We start from the raw sequence: 16053 nt of genomic DNA, 5'->3' as shown, positions 1-16053 counted from the left end.
GTGCCGTTCGCTCAAACAGGAGTGGGGGTACAACAGGTCAAACAGGGCGAGCGGGTCACACCTGGCCGACCACGCTCACCGTGACCGGCTCCTGCACCGGCGTCGACACCGGGGTCTCCGGCAGATCCGGCACCCGGGTAGCACGCGCGTACACCGTCTCCCCCGCCTCGAGGTGCAGCGCTGCACTGTCACCGCGCGTGACCTGAGCCGAGAAGAGCTCGCCGGTTGCCTCGTTGCGCAGGTCCACTCGAACCTCGAAGCCGAGGTACACGACGCGCTCGACTGTTGCGCGTGTGACGCCGAGCGACTCGGCCGTTCCGGATTCCTGCGCGAGAGCCATGCTCGGATCGCGGCCGAGACGGATGTCATGCGGACGGACCAACTGCCCGTTGAGGTTCGCGACGGATCCGAGGAAGGACATCACGAAGTCGTTGGACGGGCGGTCGTACAGGTCGGCAGGTTCACCGATCTGCTCGATCCGCCCCTTGTTCAGCACCGCGATGCGGTCGGCGACGTCGAGAGCCTCTTCCTGGTCGTGGGTGACCAGGACGGTGGTGACGTGCACCTCGTCGTGCAGGCGACGCAACCACGTGCGCAGGTCGGCACGCACCTTCGCGTCGAGCGCGCCGAAGGGCTCGTCGAGCAGGAGCACCTGCGGATCCACAGCCAGAGCGCGTGCCAACGCCATGCGCTGACGTTGACCGCCGGAGAGCTGCGCGGGGTACCGATGCTGAAAGCCGTCGAGACCGACGATCCCCAGTAGTTCGTTGACCTTCTTCTCGATCTCCGGCTTCGGGCGCTTGCGGATCTTGAGCCCGAACGCCACGTTGTCGCGCACGGTCATGTGCTTGAACGCCGCGTAGTGCTGGAACACGAAACCGATGTCACGCTTCTGCGGCGACACGCCGGTGACGTCCTTGCCTGCGATGGTGATGGTTCCCGAATCGAGTTCTTCGAGCCCTGCGATCGAACGCAGCAACGTCGACTTTCCCGAGCCACTGGGCCCGAGCAATGCCGTCAACGAACCCGAGGGAATGTTGACCGTCACGTCGTCGAGCGCCGCGAAATCACCGTAGTTCTTGCGGGCCCCGGTCACTGTGATCATGTGGTGCTCCTCTTACGGTCCAGCAGCGTCATCAGCAACAGGACAATGATGGCGATGCCCATCAGCAGCGTTGCCGCCGAATACGCACCAAAGGTGTTGTGGTCGTCGATGTATCGCGAGTGCACCAGCAACGTCAGTGTCTGGGATACCCCCGGGAAGCCGGAAGAGACCATGATGACTGCGCCGAATTCACCGAGCGAACGCGCCACCGTCAACACGATTCCGTATGTCAAGCCCCAACGGATCGCGGGCAAGGTGATCCGCCAGAACGTCTGCCAACCAGAGGCACCGAGCGTCGCGGCTGCTTGTTCCTGCTCGTCGCCGATCTCGTGAAGTACGGGTTCGACTTCCCGGACGACAAAGGGGAGCGTCACGAAAATCGTCGCGATCACCATGCCTGGCAAACCGAAGATGACCTTGAACCCCAACGATTCGATTCCGCCGAACCAACCGTTGGCACCCCACAGAAGAATCAAGGACACACCGACGACGACGGGCGAGACTGCGAAGGGCAGGTCGACCACCGACTGCAGAACTCCGCGGCCCGGGAACCGACCACGGACAAGAGCGAGTGCGGTGACCACACCGAACACGACGTTGATCGGGACCACGATCGCCACGATGATCAGCGAAAGATTCAGCGCGGAGATCGCTGCCGGTGTCGTGATCGATTCGAGAAACGGGCCGATTCCGTTCTCGAACGTTCGAGTCAGGATCACACCGATCGGCACGACCAACAACACGAACAGGTAGACGAGAGCGATGGTCCGTAGACCGATTTTCGATCCTCTGGACACGTTCATCGGGAACTCTCCTCACGTCGCTGTCCCCGCGAGGCGAAGATTCGCAGGACGAACAGCGTCACGAATGCGATAGCCAGCAACGCTACCGAGACGGCAGCGGCGTTGGTCGGACGATCGATCTCGATCTGCTGCTGAATGTACTGCGACGTCATCTGTGTCACGCGTGGGATGTTGCCGCCGATCAGAACGACCGAGCCGTATTCACCGATCGCTCTGGCGAACGCGAGGCCCGCACCGGAGATGACGGCAGGCGCCAACGTCGGGAGAACAACCGAGCGAAAGATCGTCCAGTTGGAAGCTCCCAACGACGCAGCGGCTTCCTCGACTTCGCGGTCGACCTCCATCAGCACCGGCTGCACGGAACGGACGACGAACGGCAAGGTCACGAAGGCCAATGCCACGATCAGTCCGGGCTGAGTTGCATTGAGGTGGATGTCGATCGGTGACTGCGGGCCGTAGAGAGACAGCAGCACGATCGACGCCACGATGGTCGGCAGTGCGAACGGCAGATCGATCATCGAGTTGACGATGCGCTTGCCCGGGAAGTCGTCCCGGACCAGCACCCACGCGATGATCGTGCCCATCACGACGTTGATCAGTGCCACGATCACCGAGACCAACAACGTCACGCGCAACGACGCCAAGGCGACGGGTGCGGTGATGGCGTCCCAGAATCCGGAGATCCCCTCGTCGAACGCGGTGGCGGTCAACGCGGCGAGCGGAAGCAGAACGATCACGGAGAGCCACAGAGTGGCCACTCCGATTCCGAGCGGCCCCACACTCCCCGTGACCCGCGCGAGTTTTCGCCGACGAGCCACGGGGGTGGGGTCAATAGTGTCAGTCACGTCAGTCTTACTTGGTCGCGTTGTCGTAGATCACTGCGATCGAACCGGTGTCCTTGGTGAACAGAGCACTGTCCACGGCCTTCCAGCCGCCGAGGTCTGCAATGGTCCACAACTTGGTCGGCTCGGGGAACTTGTCGGTGAACTTGGCAGCGACGGCGGGATCCACGGGACGGAATCCTGCTTCGGCCCAGAGCGTCTGCCCCTCGGTCGTGTACAGGTAGTCCTTGAACGCGGTCGCCTTGTCGAGGACCTTGCTGTTCGAGATCACGGCAACGGGGTTCTCGATCTTGAAGGTCGTGGGCGGGGTGACGTGCTCGACCGGGTCGCCGTTGCCTTCGATGAACAGTGCCTCGTTCTCGTAACTGATCAGAACGTCACCGCTACCCTGCAGGAAGGCTTCCGAAGCCTCGCGTCCCGACTTGGGCTGGATCTTGACGTGGTCGTTGACCAAGGCGGTGACGTAGTCGAGACCCGCCTGCGGGTTCTTGCCACCGTCGCTCTTGGCGGCGTACGGCGCCAAGAGGTTCCACTTGGCCGAGCCGGAGCTGAACGGGTTCGGCGTGACGACCTCGAGGCCGGGCTGAAGCAGGTCGTCCCAGTCTTTGATGCCCTTCGGGTTGCCCGGACGCGTCACGATGGTGACTACCGATCCGAACGGAATTCCGTTGTAGGCGTCCTGGTTCCAGTTCTGATCTACCAGACCGGCATCGACCAGGCGGGTGATGTCGGGCTCGACGGAGAAGTTGACGAAGTCTGCCTCGGCGCCGTCCTTCACCTTGCGCGACTGGTCGCCCGAGGCGCCGTAGGAAGGATTGAAGTTGACGTTCTTGCCCTCGTCGGTCGCCTGGAAGGCTGCGGTGAGCTTGTCGAAGCCAGGCTTCGGCACGGCGTAGGCGAACAAGTTGATCGTGCCGGCGCTACCGTCGCTGGCGGCGCTGTCACCACCCACGGTGTCGCTCGAGCCACCACTGCACGCTGTGAGTACCACGGCCCCCATGGTCGCGATAGCAGTGAGAAGTGTGCGGGAACGGCGTTTCATTGCAGATACCTTCCTGAAAGGACTGACAAACGAGGGTTGGTCAAACGACAAGTCCGAGACCTCTGGGGCTGATTCCATCGGGATGTTCAGACATGGAGAGCCGACGGGCGATGAGCCCTGAATCGGGGGCGCGAGTTACGCGCAGAGAAGTTCGAGTGGGGTGCGCAGCACCACCGGAGAGGTCGAACTCAGGAAATCAACAACAGGCGACGTCAGCGACGTCGAGCATGCCGACAGCAATCAACGCCAACTGGTGGCGGATTACGGGAGCTGTTGCTTCGGACACGCGGTGGACTTTAGCAGAGCACCGGCGCCCGCTCTAATCGGGAGAACTAACGGGTGAGAAGCCACGCGACGATCACGAGGAGAATCAGGGCTATCAGGGCGAGAGTGACCCGTGAGCGGGGCATCAGCTTTCCTCTACTTCTCGAGAATTCCTACGCAACCAGCCGAAGAGCGGCAGAGCGAGAACGGCGGCCAACGCGCGATCCAGACCGATGGCCACCAGGCGGCACAGCGGAACGACGACGATCAGGACCAACGCGACCTGCGGGATGAACGGGAGCCCCGCCATCCACAGCTCGAAGCTGTCCCACCAATCCGCTATCCGATCCACGCCAACACCCTATCCTTCGGACGATACGGTCCCGACAGCGTGTGGATTGGACGTGTGCCGATTCTGGCCGGATGATGGCCGAATGAGTGCTGACGACGAAGTGGTGCAGACGATTCCTCCCGCCTCCACGGGTCACCATCGAAGCAACTTTCCCCCGATCGACGACTATGCGTTTCTTTCCGATTGCGAAACCTCGTGCCTGATTGCCCGTAACGGATCTGTCGAGTGGATGTGCGTTCCCCGCCCGGACTCCCCCAGCGTGTTCGGTGCCATCCTCGACCGCAGTGCGGGCCATTTCCGTATCGGCCCCTACGGCCAGAACGTGCCGGCCGCTCGGCGCTATCTGCCGGGTGGACTCATTCTCGAAACGACCTGGCAGACCGAGACCGGCTGGCTCGTCGTACGCGACGCCCTGGTTCTCGGCCCCTGGCACAACGTCGACAAGCGATCGAACACGCACAAGCGCACACCGACCGACTGGGATGCCGAACACACCCTTCTCCGTACGGTCAAATGCGTCAGCGGCACCGTCGAACTCGAGATGAGCTGTGAGCCCGCGTTCGACTATCACCGTGGCACGGCGAATTGGGAGTACACCGGAAAGGTCTACGAGGAAGCAACGGCAACGTGTCGCTCCGCCAAGCCCGGAGACCATCCCACTCTGCGCTTGACCACCGACCTACGACTGGGTCTGGAAGGTCGTGAAGCACGAGCGCGGACGCGACTGGTCGAAGGCGACAACGTGTACGTCGCGCTCTCGTGGTCGGATCTTCCCGCGCCGCAGACGTTCGACGAGGCCGCCGACAAGATGTGGCAGACGTCCAAGTCCTGGCGTGAGTGGGTGACGATCGGCAAGTTCCCCGATCACCCGTGGCGCGGATACCTACAGCGCAGTGCGCTCACACTCAAGGGGCTCACCTACGCACCGACCGGAGCCCTACTCGCGGCTTCGACGACCTCGCTACCGGAAACACCAGGCGGAGAACGCAACTGGGACTATCGCTACGCGTGGGTTCGCGATTCCACCTTCGCACTGTGGGGCCTCTACACGCTCGGGTTGGACCGTGAGGCCAACGACTTCTTCAACTTCATCTACGACGTGTCGAGTTCGGACAACGGTCAGCCACATCCCTTGCAGGTGATGTACGGCATCGGCGGCGAGCGCACGCTCGAGGAATCCGAACTCAACCATCTGTCCGGCTACGACGGCGCCCGTCCGGTGCGTATCGGCAACGGGGCGTTCGATCAACAGCAGCACGACATCTGGGGCACCATGCTCGACTCGGTGTACCTCCACATCCGTACCCGCGAGCGCGTCCCCGAGGCGTTGTGGCCGCTACTCAAGAAGCAGGTCGAGGAAGCGATCAAGCACTGGCGTCAACCCGACCGCGGGATCTGGGAGGTGCGCGGTGAACCGCAGCATTTCACGTCGTCGAAGATCATGTGCTGGGTCGCTCTCGATCGCGGCGCCAAGCTGGCAGAGATGCAGGGCGAGAAGAGCTTTGCACAGCAATGGACGGCCATCGCGGACGAGATCAAGGCCGACATCCTCGCGCACGGTGTCGACTCGCGCGGAGTTCTGACACAGCGGTACGGCCACAATTCACTCGACGCGTCGCTCTTGTTGGCACCGCTGCTGCGCTTCCTGCCGGCCGACGATCCGCGCATCCGGGCGACGGTGCTGGCAATCGCCGACGAGCTCACCGAAGAGGGGTTGGTCCTGCGCTATCGCGTCGACACCACCGACGACGGATTGAGCGGAGAAGAGGGCACGTTCACCATCTGCTCCTTCTGGCTCGTCTCCGCCCTCGTCGAGATCGGCGAACTGGATCGGGCAAAGCATCTCTGCGAGCGTCTGCTCGGGTTCGCGAGCCCGCTCAAGCTGTACGCGGAGGAGATCGACGCGCACACCGGTCGCCATCTGGGTAACTTCCCGCAGGCGTTCACACACCTGGCGCTGATCAACGCCGTGGTCCACGTGATCCGCGCCGAGGAAGCTGCCGAAGCCGGAGCTTTCCAGCCCGCGCACAACGCAACCTAGACCCCCTGCTGTGCGCCTTTATTAACCGCCCGCGGTTAATAAAGGCGCACAGCAGGTCTAGCCGGCCACCGCTTCGAGCTGCGGCGTGATCGATTCGAGCGAGTACTTCAGCGACAGCGACGACGGAGTGTTCAGGCCGGCAACAGTCGGATAGTCGACGATGGCCAATCCGCCACCCTTGACTGCAGGCAGGTCGGCAAACCCCGGCAGCTTCATCATGTCGTCGAGCGACCCGCCGTTGGGCAGCAGCACCACGACGTCGGCGCTGAGAGCGTCGACCCGTTCCGGGCTGAGTATCAGCCGGCCACCGGTCACACCGGCCTCGTCGACCAGCTTGGGCGGCAACGACATTCCCAGACGCGTGAACAGTCCCGAAGCACCGTCCTTGGGATCAGCGACGATCACCAACTGCGACGTCGGGAAGACGTACTGCGACAAAAGAGCGGTCTTACCCTTCAGCCCCGGCAACCGCTGTGCGAGCGCATCGATCTGCCCGTTTGTCGCCTCGACGATCTCGTCGGCTCGCGACTCCTTGTCGAGAACCCGGCCGAGAATCTCCACCTGGTCCTGCCACGGATCGACCTGGACGTCGGACAGACCGGCAATGGTCGGAGCGATCTTGCTCAACTGGTCGAAATCGTCCTGATCGGCGACGGAGAACCCGCCGAGAATCAGATCGGGATCCAAGGCTGCAATTTCTTCAGCTTTGAGCGGGACACCGAACTGCTGGATCGCCGAGCGATCGAGTTCCTTCGCCGACGCGTCCACGCCACTCTCCCACGGGAACAGACCACGCTCGTCGCCCATCGGGCCGGCAGCCAGGTACCCCACCGGCTGGATTCCGAGTTCGAGCAGAGCGTCGAGCCACTGGGTGTCGGCCGCGACGATGCGCGTCGGCGTCCCGGTGATCGTGGTGGCGCCGAACTTGTGGTCGATCGTGGTGACCCGACCGCCCGCGATCTCGTCGGCGTCCGAGGACGAACATCCGCTGATACCTACGACCAGCGCTCCCAAGAGAGCCACCGCCGAAAACTTCATCGCACGCACGAAAATACTCCTCCACTAGTTAGCAGAGGCTTACCTTCTCATATGGGACCCGGTTGTGTCCGACCTTGCTTTCAGGCGAAACGAGAGAGCAGACGCTCCGCATCGGCGCCGATGCGTCGAACCACGTCGCCGGCCGGATGGGTTCCGTGTACGAGTCCGACAGCTTCTCCGGCGTAGACGACTCCGCTGTGGGGATCCGACGGGTCGTACGCCTTCGCCAGCATTTCCTCATCGGCGTCGACTCCGTGCCAGGCGGCAGTGAACTCGTTGGCCACCGCGCGGCCACCCCACCGCTGCGGCCACGGTTGACTGCGCGCTCGGTCGAACACCGAGGTGTAAATCGTGTCGGCACTTCCGGCTTCGACGACGCGGTCGCGGGCATAGTCCGGCCCGACCGTCTCCGGGCTGGCGAGCAGCGCCGTTCCGATCATCACGCCTTCCCCGCCGGCTGCCAGGACTGCGGCCAAACCGCGGCCGGTCCCGATTCCGCCGGCCGCCAGTACTGGAAGTGATGTCGTTTCGAGGATCTCCTGCAGCAGCGGCAAGGTTCCGATTCGGCCCGTGTGACCGCCTGCCTCACCGCCTTGCGCGATCACGCCGTCGACACCCGCGGCCTCGACAATGCGAAGGTCTTCGAGCGTATTGATCTGTGACACAACGGGAATGCCCGCATCGTGGATTCGTCCGACATACGAGGCGGGATCACCGAACGACAAGGTGATCATGGTCGGCTCGACGGCAATCGCGGCGTCGAGCATCAACTCGTTCTCGGGCAGCGACCACGTCATCAGGCCGACGCCGAATTTTCCGCCGATCGACCGGGCCACCTCGGCTTCGGCCTCGATCCACTCCGGTGTGTTGTACCGAGCCGCGCCGAGCAGACCCAACCCGCCGGCCGCCGATACAGCTCCGGCGAGCGCGCCGCCCGCGCGCCCACCCATGGGCGCCCCGAGAACCGGGATTTCGATTCCGAACTCTCGGGACAACCAGGTGGTGACCATGCGCTCCTACTTCTTGGGCTTCTCGCCGACCGATTCCGACGTCAGGGCCGCCACGAATGCTTCCTGCGGCACCTCGACGCGACCGATGGTCTTCATGCGCTTCTTGCCTTCCTTCTGCTTCTCGAGCAGCTTGCGCTTACGGCTGATGTCGCCGCCGTAGCACTTGGCGAGAACGTCCTTGCGGATTGCGCGAATGTTCTCGCGCGAGATGATCTTCGCGCCGATCGCGGCCTGGATCGGAACCTCGAACTGCTGGCGAGGAATCAGCTCACGAAGCTTCGACGTCATGCGTCCGCCGTAAGCGCCGGCGTTGGAACGGTGCACGATCGAGGAGAACGCGTCGACGGCCTCGCCCTGCAGCAGGATGTCGACCTTCACCAGATCGGCCTGCTGCTCACCGGCCTCCTCGTAATCGAGGCTGGCATAACCCTTGGTGCGGGACTTGAGGGCGTCGAAGAAGTCGAACATGATCTCGCCCATGGGCAGTTCGTAGCGCAGTTCGACGCGAGTCTCGGAGAGGTAGTCCATGCCGCCGAGCTCACCGCGACGGGACTGGCACAGCTCCATGATGGCGCCGACGTACTCACTCGGGGCGATGACGGTGCATTTGGCGACGGGCTCGTAGACCTCGCGAACCTTGCCTTCCGGCCAGTACGACGGGTTGGTGACGATGACCTCGGCCCCGTCCTCCATCACGACGCGGTAGACGACGTTGGGCGCGGTGGAAATCAGTTCGAGGCCGAACTCACGCTCGAGGCGGTCGCGGGTGATCTCCATGTGGAGCAGGCCGAGGAAGCCGCAGCGGAAGCCGAATCCGAGGGCAACCGACGTCTCGGGTTCATACGCCAGCGCCGCGTCGTTGAGACGGAGCTTGTCGAGGGCATCGCGCAGCACGGGGTAGTCCGAGCCGTCCATCGGGTAGAGGCCCGAGTAGACCATCGGCTTGGGATCGCGGTAGCCGACCAGCGGTTCGGTCGCGCCGTTGCGGGTGGTGGTGACGGTGTCACCGACGCGCGACTGGCGGACATCCTTCACACCCGTGATGAGGTAGCCCACCTCGCCGACGCCCAGACCGATACTGGCCTTCGGCTCGGGCGAGATGATGCCGACCTCGAGCAGTTCGTGTGTGGTGCCCGTGGACATCATCGTGATCTTCTCGCGGGGACGGATCCGACCGTCGACCACACGCACGTAGGTGACCACGCCGCGGTAGGCGTCGTAGACAGAGTCGAAGATCATCGCGCGGGCGGGACCGTCAGCATCGCCGACAGGCGCAGGTACCTGCTTGATCACCTCGTCGAGCAGTTCCTTGACACCCATACCGGTCTTACCCGAGACGCGCAGGACATCACCGGGCTCGCAGCCCGTGATGTGCGCGATCTCTTCGGCATAGCGGTCGGGATCCGCGGCCGGGAGGTCGATCTTGTTGAGGACGGGAATGATCTTGAGATCCTTCTCCATCGCCAGGTAGAGGTTCGCCAGCGTCTGAGCTTCGATGCCCTGAGCTGCGTCGACCAGCAGAATTGCACCCTCACATGCTTCGAGCGCGCGGGAGACCTCGTACGTGAAGTCGACGTGGCCGGGTGTGTCGATGAGGTGGAGGACGAACTCTTCGCCGTCGACGGTCCAGGGCAGACGAACGTTCTGGGCCTTGATGGTGATGCCGCGTTCACGCTCGATGTCCATGCGGTCCAGGTACTGCGCACGCATCGCCCGCTCTTCGACCACACCGGTGAGCTGAAGCATGCGATCTGCCAGCGTCGACTTACCGTGGTCGATGTGCGCGATGATGCAGAAGTTCCGGATCTGCGCAGGATCCGTGAACGTCTTGTCGGCGAAGCTGCTGATGGGAGACCCCTTAGTCGGACCGGCACCGGCCCGGATCCGGGCCACTGTCAACCCTCAGGATATCCAAGTCTCGGCGCCGCCGTACCAGGGGTTCCCACGGGTGGGTGATTATGCTCGAACGCTATGGCAAGCATGTGGAAGCAGATCGGCAGAACCCTCGGCGCCCTCGCGGTGGAGAAGGGCCCTGCGTTGCTGCGCCAGCTGCAGTCGTCCACGTCTCAGTCGTCTGCCTCGAAGCCGGGTCCGACCGGCCGCCCGATCGCCGCGCGAACGTCTCCGACCGCACATCGCGCCCGCAAGGTCGAGTACTCCCCCGACCTCGACGGCAAGGCCGATCCGGGCGAGATCGTCTGGACCTGGGTTGCCTACGAGGAGGATCCGACCCAGGGCAAAGACCGCCCGGTGCTGGTTGTCGGCCGCGACGGCGACACGCTGCTCGGCCTGATGTTGTCTTCGCAGAGTAAACGCCAGGGTGAGCGCGATTGGCTCGCAATCGGTTCGGGCCCGTGGGACGGCGAGGGAAGGCCCAGCTGGGTCCGGCTCGACCGGGTGCTCGACGTTCCCGAGAGCGGGATTCGGCGCGAGGGCGCCGTCATGGATCACAAGAAGTTCGACGCGGTCGCGGCAAAACTTCGGGCCGACTTCAGCTGGAGCTGAAGCCGACCCGAACGATGGAAACAGTATCGATCAGCTGTCCAGACGGTTGAACCGTCCGAAGAGTGCTCGATAGATGAGTGCACCGAGCGCACCGCCGATGAGCGGGAACACGATGAACAACCACACCTGACCGAGTGCACCGTCCTGGAACGGCGCGACAGCGAGGCTTCGAGCAGGGTTGACGGAGGTGTTGTCGATCGGGATCGAGATCAGGTGAATGACGGCCAGGGTGAAGCCGATGGACACCCCGGCGAGCGGCACGTCGGAGATCTGGTCGGTCGACGCGAGAACGACGAACACGAGCAGAGCGGTCAGGAGAATCTCGATGATCATCGCGGCACCGATGCCGTAACCGTCGGAAACCACCTGTCCGAGAAGATTCTTCTCGGCCGACGGACTGTGCGCGCCCCAACCGTTTGCACCCAAACCGTCAGCAGCACGGTTGTACGCCGGGAGACTGTTGGCCACCGTGTAGATCACGACGCCTGCGACCAAGCCGCCGATCACTTGCGCGACAACGTAAATCGCCGCATTGACGGCTGAGATTCGCCCGATCACGAATTGGCCGAGAGTCACTGCTGGGTTGACGTGGCAACCGGAAATCGGGCCGATCGCATATACGAGGAACAGCAGGGTCAGGCCGAATGCGAAGGCAACTCCGAGGTTGCCGACTTTCGCACCTGCAAAGACGGCAGTTCCGACTGCGGAGAACACGAGCACAAATGTTCCCACCGCTTCGGCCGCATACTTCTTCACATCCGAGATCGGTTCGATCTCAGTCAATTCCTGTGCAGTTGGAGACATATTCCCACCTTCTTCTCATCGAACGGTAGTAATGCTCACGCGCCTAGATTTGCCGGACTTTACGCAAGCCTGGTGATCTCCACAACAACTTCGAGATCTGTGGAGCGTCCACCGGAAAAGATTCCCTTCAAAGGCGGCACATCCGAATAGTCCCTTCCTATTCCGACCGAGACATGCTGTTCATTCACAGCTATCGCATTGGTCGGGTCGTATCCCCACCACGCGCCGGTCCACGCTTCGATCCATGCGTGCGATTCCCCGACCACCGTGTCCCCGACTGCCGCATCACGTTTGGGGTGGAGATAGCCGGAAACGTATCGACACGGTATCCCCATCGTTCGAAGCAACACCAAGGTCAGATGCGCATAGTCCTGGCAGACGCCTTTCCTGGCCGACCAGGCCTCCACCGCCGACGTATGCACTCCGGTCGTGCCGGGAACATATGACATTTCGCCGTAAACCCATTGCGACGCAGCCACTACTGCATCTTCAGGTGATTTATCTTTGCGCAATTCCTTGGCAATTGTCGCCAGCTTACGATCACGCGGAACATATCTCGTGAAACTCAGTTGTTCGTTGAATCGATCTTTAATCGCGTTTCCCGACAATTCATCCCAGTCGACGGTTTCCTCGGGCTGAACGAACGGTTCCGTCTCCACCACCGACAGCCCGGTCACTTCGAGTTCCGTATGCGGGGCGTGCAAGTCGAAGGCGGTCACCGCGGTGCCCCAGTAATCGGTGTATCGGTAGGAACGCGTTGCCGGCTGGGTTTCGACGCGCGTGAGTATCACCGTCTGCCTGGTGTCGCCGCGAGGTGTCAATCGCGCTTCGTTGTACGACGACGTCACCGGGGCGTCGTACGCATATCCCGTGGTGTGCACGACCCTCATTCGCCAGCTCACAGCTCTCCCTCCACCGTCGACTCCGCATACGCGGCGCCGGCATCCGTCCACGCGACCCACGGCGCAGCGTGGAAGTACTGCAATGCAATTGCCTCACCCAGTTCGCGGCAGGTCTCCTGCCAACCGAGCAACCGTCCCTGCAGATCCTCGAGCAACACGCCCTGCGGCAGGAACTCGAGTTCGCTGCGTGCGCGGCCCAGAAGCCGCGGCGCCTCCGCCCGGATTCCGACGCGACTGCCCGGCTGCGGGTCGAGCTCCTGCAGGCACTTCTCGGCCTGCCTGATCGAGTGGAACACCGAGCGCGGAAAGAGCCTGTCCAACAAGATGAACTCGACGACGCGATTGGCGTCGAGTGCTCCGCGATACGTACGCAGATACGTGTCATGTGCGCCCGCCGAGCGAAGAACGCTGACCCATGCCGGCGACGACGGGCGGTCACCGGCGCGCGCCAGAAGCATCCGCACGATCATGTCGACACGTTCGATCGACCTGCCCAGCAGAAGGAACCGATAGCCGTCGTCGCGACTGAGCGTGGAATCCGCCAGGCCCGCGAACATCGCTGCGCGTTCCTCCACATAGCGGAAGAACTCGTGTGGCCCCAGCCTGCGTGAGGCACGTTCACGCTCGGCCAGTCCGTTGTACGTGGTGTTCAGGCACTCCCACATCTCACTCGACGTGACCTCACGCGCCCCGCGAGCATTCTCACGAGCACTTGCCAGCGAGTCCACGATCGAACCAACCTGGTTGCGGCTGAACGCAACCAGATCGGTGAGCGAGCGCACGTCGAGCTTGCCCTCCGGCGCCTCGATGCCGAGGACACGCAGGAGCAGACGCGACGTGCGGTCCGGGTCGACGGTGGCGTCGTCGAGCAATTGATGGACTGCGACGTCGAGGATCCGAGCAGTGTCGTCGGCGCGCTCGACGTAGCGGCCGATCCAGTAGAGGGACTCTGCGTTGCGAGCAAGCATCGGTCACCACGCTCCGTTCACTGATAGTTCTTGGTAGCTGGGCACTTCCGAGGTGTTCACTGTTGCTGCTGCTGTTGTTGCTGCGAGGTGCTCAGTTCGGGACCCTGCACCGGCTCCGCGGATTCCGGGGGCTCGGACACTAGTTCCTCGCCTGACAACTCTGGGTCTTCGTCAGAGGTGCGACTCGCAAGCACCCACGTGTCCTTGCTTCCGCCGCCCTGGCTGGAGTTGACCACCAGCGAACCTTCCGGAAGTGCCACCCGGGTCAGGCCGCCGGGCAACACCCACACGTCCTCACCGTCGTTGACGGCAAAGGGCCGCAAGTCCACGTGGCGCGGCGAGAGAACATCGTCGATCTTGGTCGGCACCGTGGACAACTGCACGAGTGGCTGCGCAATCCACCCGCGCGGGTCTGCCTTGATCTTGCGGGTGATCGCGGCCAGTTCCTTGGGGCTCGCGTCGGGTCCGAAGACGATTCCGTAGCCGCCGGACCCTTCCACCGGCTTGATGACCAGTTCGGCGACGCGGTCGAGGACTTGCTCGCACTCCTCGTCCAACCAACAGCGGAACGTGTCGACGTTCTGCAAGAGCGGCTTCTCACCGAGGTAGTAGTCGATGATCTGCGGAACGTAGGTATAGACGAGTTTGTCGTCACCGACTCCGTTGCCGACGGCGCTCGAGATCACCACGTTGCCCGCCCGCGCCGCATTCAGTAGGCCTGCGACGCCGAGAATCGAATCCGGACGGAAGTGCATCGGGTCGAGATACTCGTCGTCGATGCGGCGATAGATGACGTCGACCTGGCGCTCGCCTTCCGTAGTGCGCATGTACACCATGTTGTCGCGGCAGAACAGGTCGCGACCTTCGACGAGTTCCACACCCATCTGACGAGCGAGCAACGAATGCTCGAAATAGGCGGAATTGGCGATACCCGGTGTGAGAACAACCACTGTCGGGTCCGCTTCGTTGAGTGCAGCACCCGCACGCAGCGCCCTCAGCAGGTGTGTTGCGTAATCACCGACCGCCCGCACCTTGTGGGACATGAACAGATCCGGGAACACCCGAGTCATGGTGCGACGGTTTTCCATCACATAGGAGACACCGGACGGAGATCGCAGATTGTCCTCGAGAACTCGGAACTCTCCCGCCTCGTCTCGGACCAGGTCGATACCCGCGACGTGAATTCGCACACCGTTGGGCGGCACGATGCCTGCCGCTTCACGGTGGAAGTGCTCACACGAGGTGACCAGGCGGCGCGGCAACACGTGATCGCGCAGGATTCGCTGCTCGCCGTAGATGTCCGCGAGAAACAACTCGAGCGCCTTCACCCGCTGTTTGATGCCCTTTTCCAGCCGCGACCACTCCTGGGCGGCGATGACGCGTGGCACCAGATCCAACGGGAAGGGTCGTTCCTGCCCGGACAGCGAAAACGTCACACCCTGGTCGATGAATGCGCGTCCGAGTGCGTCGGCACGCGCGGCGAGGTCGGCGCTGCTCGTCGGCGCCAGGGCTTTGTACACACCCTTGTACGGACCACGCACCGAGCCGTCGGGCTCGAACATCTCGTCGAAAGCCAACTCGTAGCGACCGATGTCTGAATATCCGTCGAACACTGCGGCAGGACGCGCTCGGGTGGTGGTCGAACCTGTTTTACTCGAACTTTTCGAAGGCGACGGCGTCATAGGGCAACATGCTGCTACAAGTGGGGCTATTCGGCAGCGCGGCGAGCAATCGGGCGCTCGGTGTACCCTTCTCGACAGACGCAACGTGCGACGGTTTGGGTTCTTGGGCCCTCGGCTGGTAATCTTGCCAGTCGGTGCATCAGTGCGCCCACAGCTTTCTCGACCGTAACCAGCTAAAGACGACAAGGATTTTACGCGTGGCCAACATCAAGTCCCAGGTGAAGCGAATCCGTACCAACGAGGCGGCCCGACTCCGTAACCAGTCGGTGAAGTCCTCGCTGCGTACCGCGATCCGTTCGTTCCGCGAGGCTGCGGCAGCCGGTGACAAGGACAAGGCCAACGAGCTCCTCGTCTCCACCAGCCGCAAGCTCGACAAGGCAGCCAGCAAGGGCGTCATTCACGCCAACCAGGCTGCCAACAAGAAGTCTGCACTCTCGCAGGCTGCCAACAAGCTCTGACGTTTCCACTGTGACGGTTCGCCGTCACACTGGTTCGTCTCGATAGCCGCCAGGTCGAAAGACCAGGCGGCTATTTTGCGTATTCAATCGGGTCAGTGCGAAGACCCGCCATCCATGTCTTGCAGCGAATATGTGGAGCGGGCTGCAACCATCTGATGATGGCGATCAACGGGCACGGGAAGCGCCCTCGCAGCTGGTTGTTCACGACTGTCTTCTGGGCGGTCGTCGCTTTCGGCG

16 protein-coding genes are annotated in these 16053 nt (G+C 62.9%); 3 read left to right on the top strand and 13 right to left on the bottom strand.

The annotated features are described in order from the left end of the window. Window positions 1-55: 55 nt before the first annotated feature. The 6 genes from ATN37_RS19025 to ATN37_RS19005 all read right to left on the bottom strand — a co-directional run bounded on the left by ATN37_RS19025 (window position 56) and on the right by ATN37_RS19005 (window position 4408). Window positions 56-1105: a sulfate/molybdate ABC transporter ATP-binding protein gene (locus tag ATN37_RS19025; protein ID WP_165638855.1), complete on the bottom strand. Its 1050-nt coding sequence runs from the start codon at window positions 1103-1105 to the stop codon at window positions 56-58. Further along, window positions 1102-1908: a sulfate ABC transporter permease subunit CysW gene (cysW, locus tag ATN37_RS19020; RefSeq protein WP_003944503.1), complete on the bottom strand. Its 807-nt coding sequence runs from the start codon at window positions 1906-1908 to the stop codon at window positions 1102-1104. Before cysW ends, ATN37_RS19025 begins: the two co-directional genes overlap by 4 nt. Further along, on the bottom strand, window positions 1905-2753 hold the full coding sequence (gene cysT / locus ATN37_RS19015; RefSeq protein WP_003944556.1) for a sulfate ABC transporter permease subunit CysT: 849 nt from the start codon (window positions 2751-2753) through the stop codon (window positions 1905-1907). The genes cysW and cysT overlap by 4 nt, the downstream gene beginning before the upstream one ends. A gap of 7 nt (window positions 2754-2760) precedes the next feature. Continuing rightward, on the bottom strand, window positions 2761-3792 hold the full coding sequence (locus ATN37_RS19010; RefSeq protein WP_003944569.1) for a sulfate ABC transporter substrate-binding protein: 1032 nt from the start codon (window positions 3790-3792) through the stop codon (window positions 2761-2763). A 196-nt stretch (window positions 3793-3988) separates the two neighbouring features. Further along, complete coding sequence (locus tag ATN37_RS33165; RefSeq protein WP_309599318.1) at window positions 3989-4078, bottom strand: Ms4533A family Cys-rich leader peptide; 90 nt, start codon at window positions 4076-4078, stop codon at window positions 3989-3991. 123 nt (window positions 4079-4201) lie between these two features. Next, window positions 4202-4408, bottom strand: a complete 207-nt coding sequence (locus tag ATN37_RS19005; protein WP_003944489.1) for a hypothetical protein — start codon at window positions 4406-4408, stop codon at window positions 4202-4204. An 82-nt stretch (window positions 4409-4490) separates the two neighbouring features. On the opposite strand from ATN37_RS19005, the gene ATN37_RS19000 reads away from it, so the two are divergent. Then, entirely contained in the window at window positions 4491-6449 is a 1959-nt protein-coding gene (locus ATN37_RS19000) for a glycoside hydrolase family 15 protein (protein WP_218695497.1), read from the top strand. 57 nt (window positions 6450-6506) lie between these two features. Here the strand turns inward: ATN37_RS19000 and ATN37_RS18995 are convergent, their stop codons facing one another. The 3 genes from ATN37_RS18995 to lepA form a co-directional block, all read right to left on the bottom strand. After that, the gene (locus ATN37_RS18995) at window positions 6507-7487 is read right to left on the bottom strand and encodes an ABC transporter substrate-binding protein (protein WP_207624322.1); all 981 of its coding nucleotides are present in this window, start codon (window positions 7485-7487) and stop codon (window positions 6507-6509) included. Window positions 7488-7567: 80 nt separating this feature from the next. Next, entirely contained in the window at window positions 7568-8497 is a 930-nt protein-coding gene (locus tag ATN37_RS18990; RefSeq protein ID WP_030536619.1) for a nitronate monooxygenase family protein, read from the bottom strand. A 6-nt stretch (window positions 8498-8503) separates the two neighbouring features. Further along, window positions 8504-10396, bottom strand: coding sequence for a translation elongation factor 4 (gene lepA / locus ATN37_RS18985; RefSeq protein ID WP_003944564.1), 1893 nt, complete (start codon window positions 10394-10396; stop codon window positions 8504-8506). A gap of 72 nt (window positions 10397-10468) precedes the next feature. Between lepA and ATN37_RS18980 the strand changes: the two genes are divergently transcribed. After that, complete coding sequence (locus ATN37_RS18980) at window positions 10469-11002, top strand: type II toxin-antitoxin system PemK/MazF family toxin (protein WP_064689233.1); 534 nt, start codon at window positions 10469-10471, stop codon at window positions 11000-11002. 30 nt (window positions 11003-11032) lie between these two features. On the opposite strand, the gene ATN37_RS18975 is transcribed toward ATN37_RS18980, so the two are convergent. The 4 genes from ATN37_RS18975 to ATN37_RS18960 are packed head-to-tail and all read right to left on the bottom strand — an operon-like array spanning window position 11033 to window position 15358. Then, window positions 11033-11806: an aquaporin gene (locus tag ATN37_RS18975; protein WP_019749045.1), complete on the bottom strand. Its 774-nt coding sequence runs from the start codon at window positions 11804-11806 to the stop codon at window positions 11033-11035. A gap of 59 nt (window positions 11807-11865) precedes the next feature. After that, window positions 11866-12696, bottom strand: a complete 831-nt coding sequence (locus tag ATN37_RS18970; protein ID WP_007731033.1) for a transglutaminase family protein — start codon at window positions 12694-12696, stop codon at window positions 11866-11868. 8 nt (window positions 12697-12704) lie between these two features. Continuing rightward, window positions 12705-13676: an alpha-E domain-containing protein gene (locus ATN37_RS18965; protein ID WP_003944483.1), complete on the bottom strand. Its 972-nt coding sequence runs from the start codon at window positions 13674-13676 to the stop codon at window positions 12705-12707. A 56-nt stretch (window positions 13677-13732) separates the two neighbouring features. Continuing rightward, entirely contained in the window at window positions 13733-15358 is a 1626-nt protein-coding gene (locus ATN37_RS18960) for a circularly permuted type 2 ATP-grasp protein (protein WP_047270788.1), read from the bottom strand. Between the two features lie 197 nt (window positions 15359-15555). Between ATN37_RS18960 and rpsT the strand changes: the two genes are divergently transcribed. Further along, on the top strand, window positions 15556-15816 hold the full coding sequence (gene rpsT / locus ATN37_RS18955) for a 30S ribosomal protein S20 (RefSeq protein ID WP_003944567.1): 261 nt from the start codon (window positions 15556-15558) through the stop codon (window positions 15814-15816). The last annotated feature ends 237 nt before the right edge of the window (window positions 15817-16053 follow it).

This window comes from Rhodococcus sp. MH15 (genome assembly GCF_019266045.1).
Taxonomy (GTDB): Bacteria; Actinomycetota; Actinomycetes; order Mycobacteriales; family Mycobacteriaceae; genus Rhodococcus_F; species Rhodococcus_F qingshengii.
Note: the sequence above shows the minus strand (reverse complement) of the source record. Positions and strands in the feature narration are given on the sequence as shown.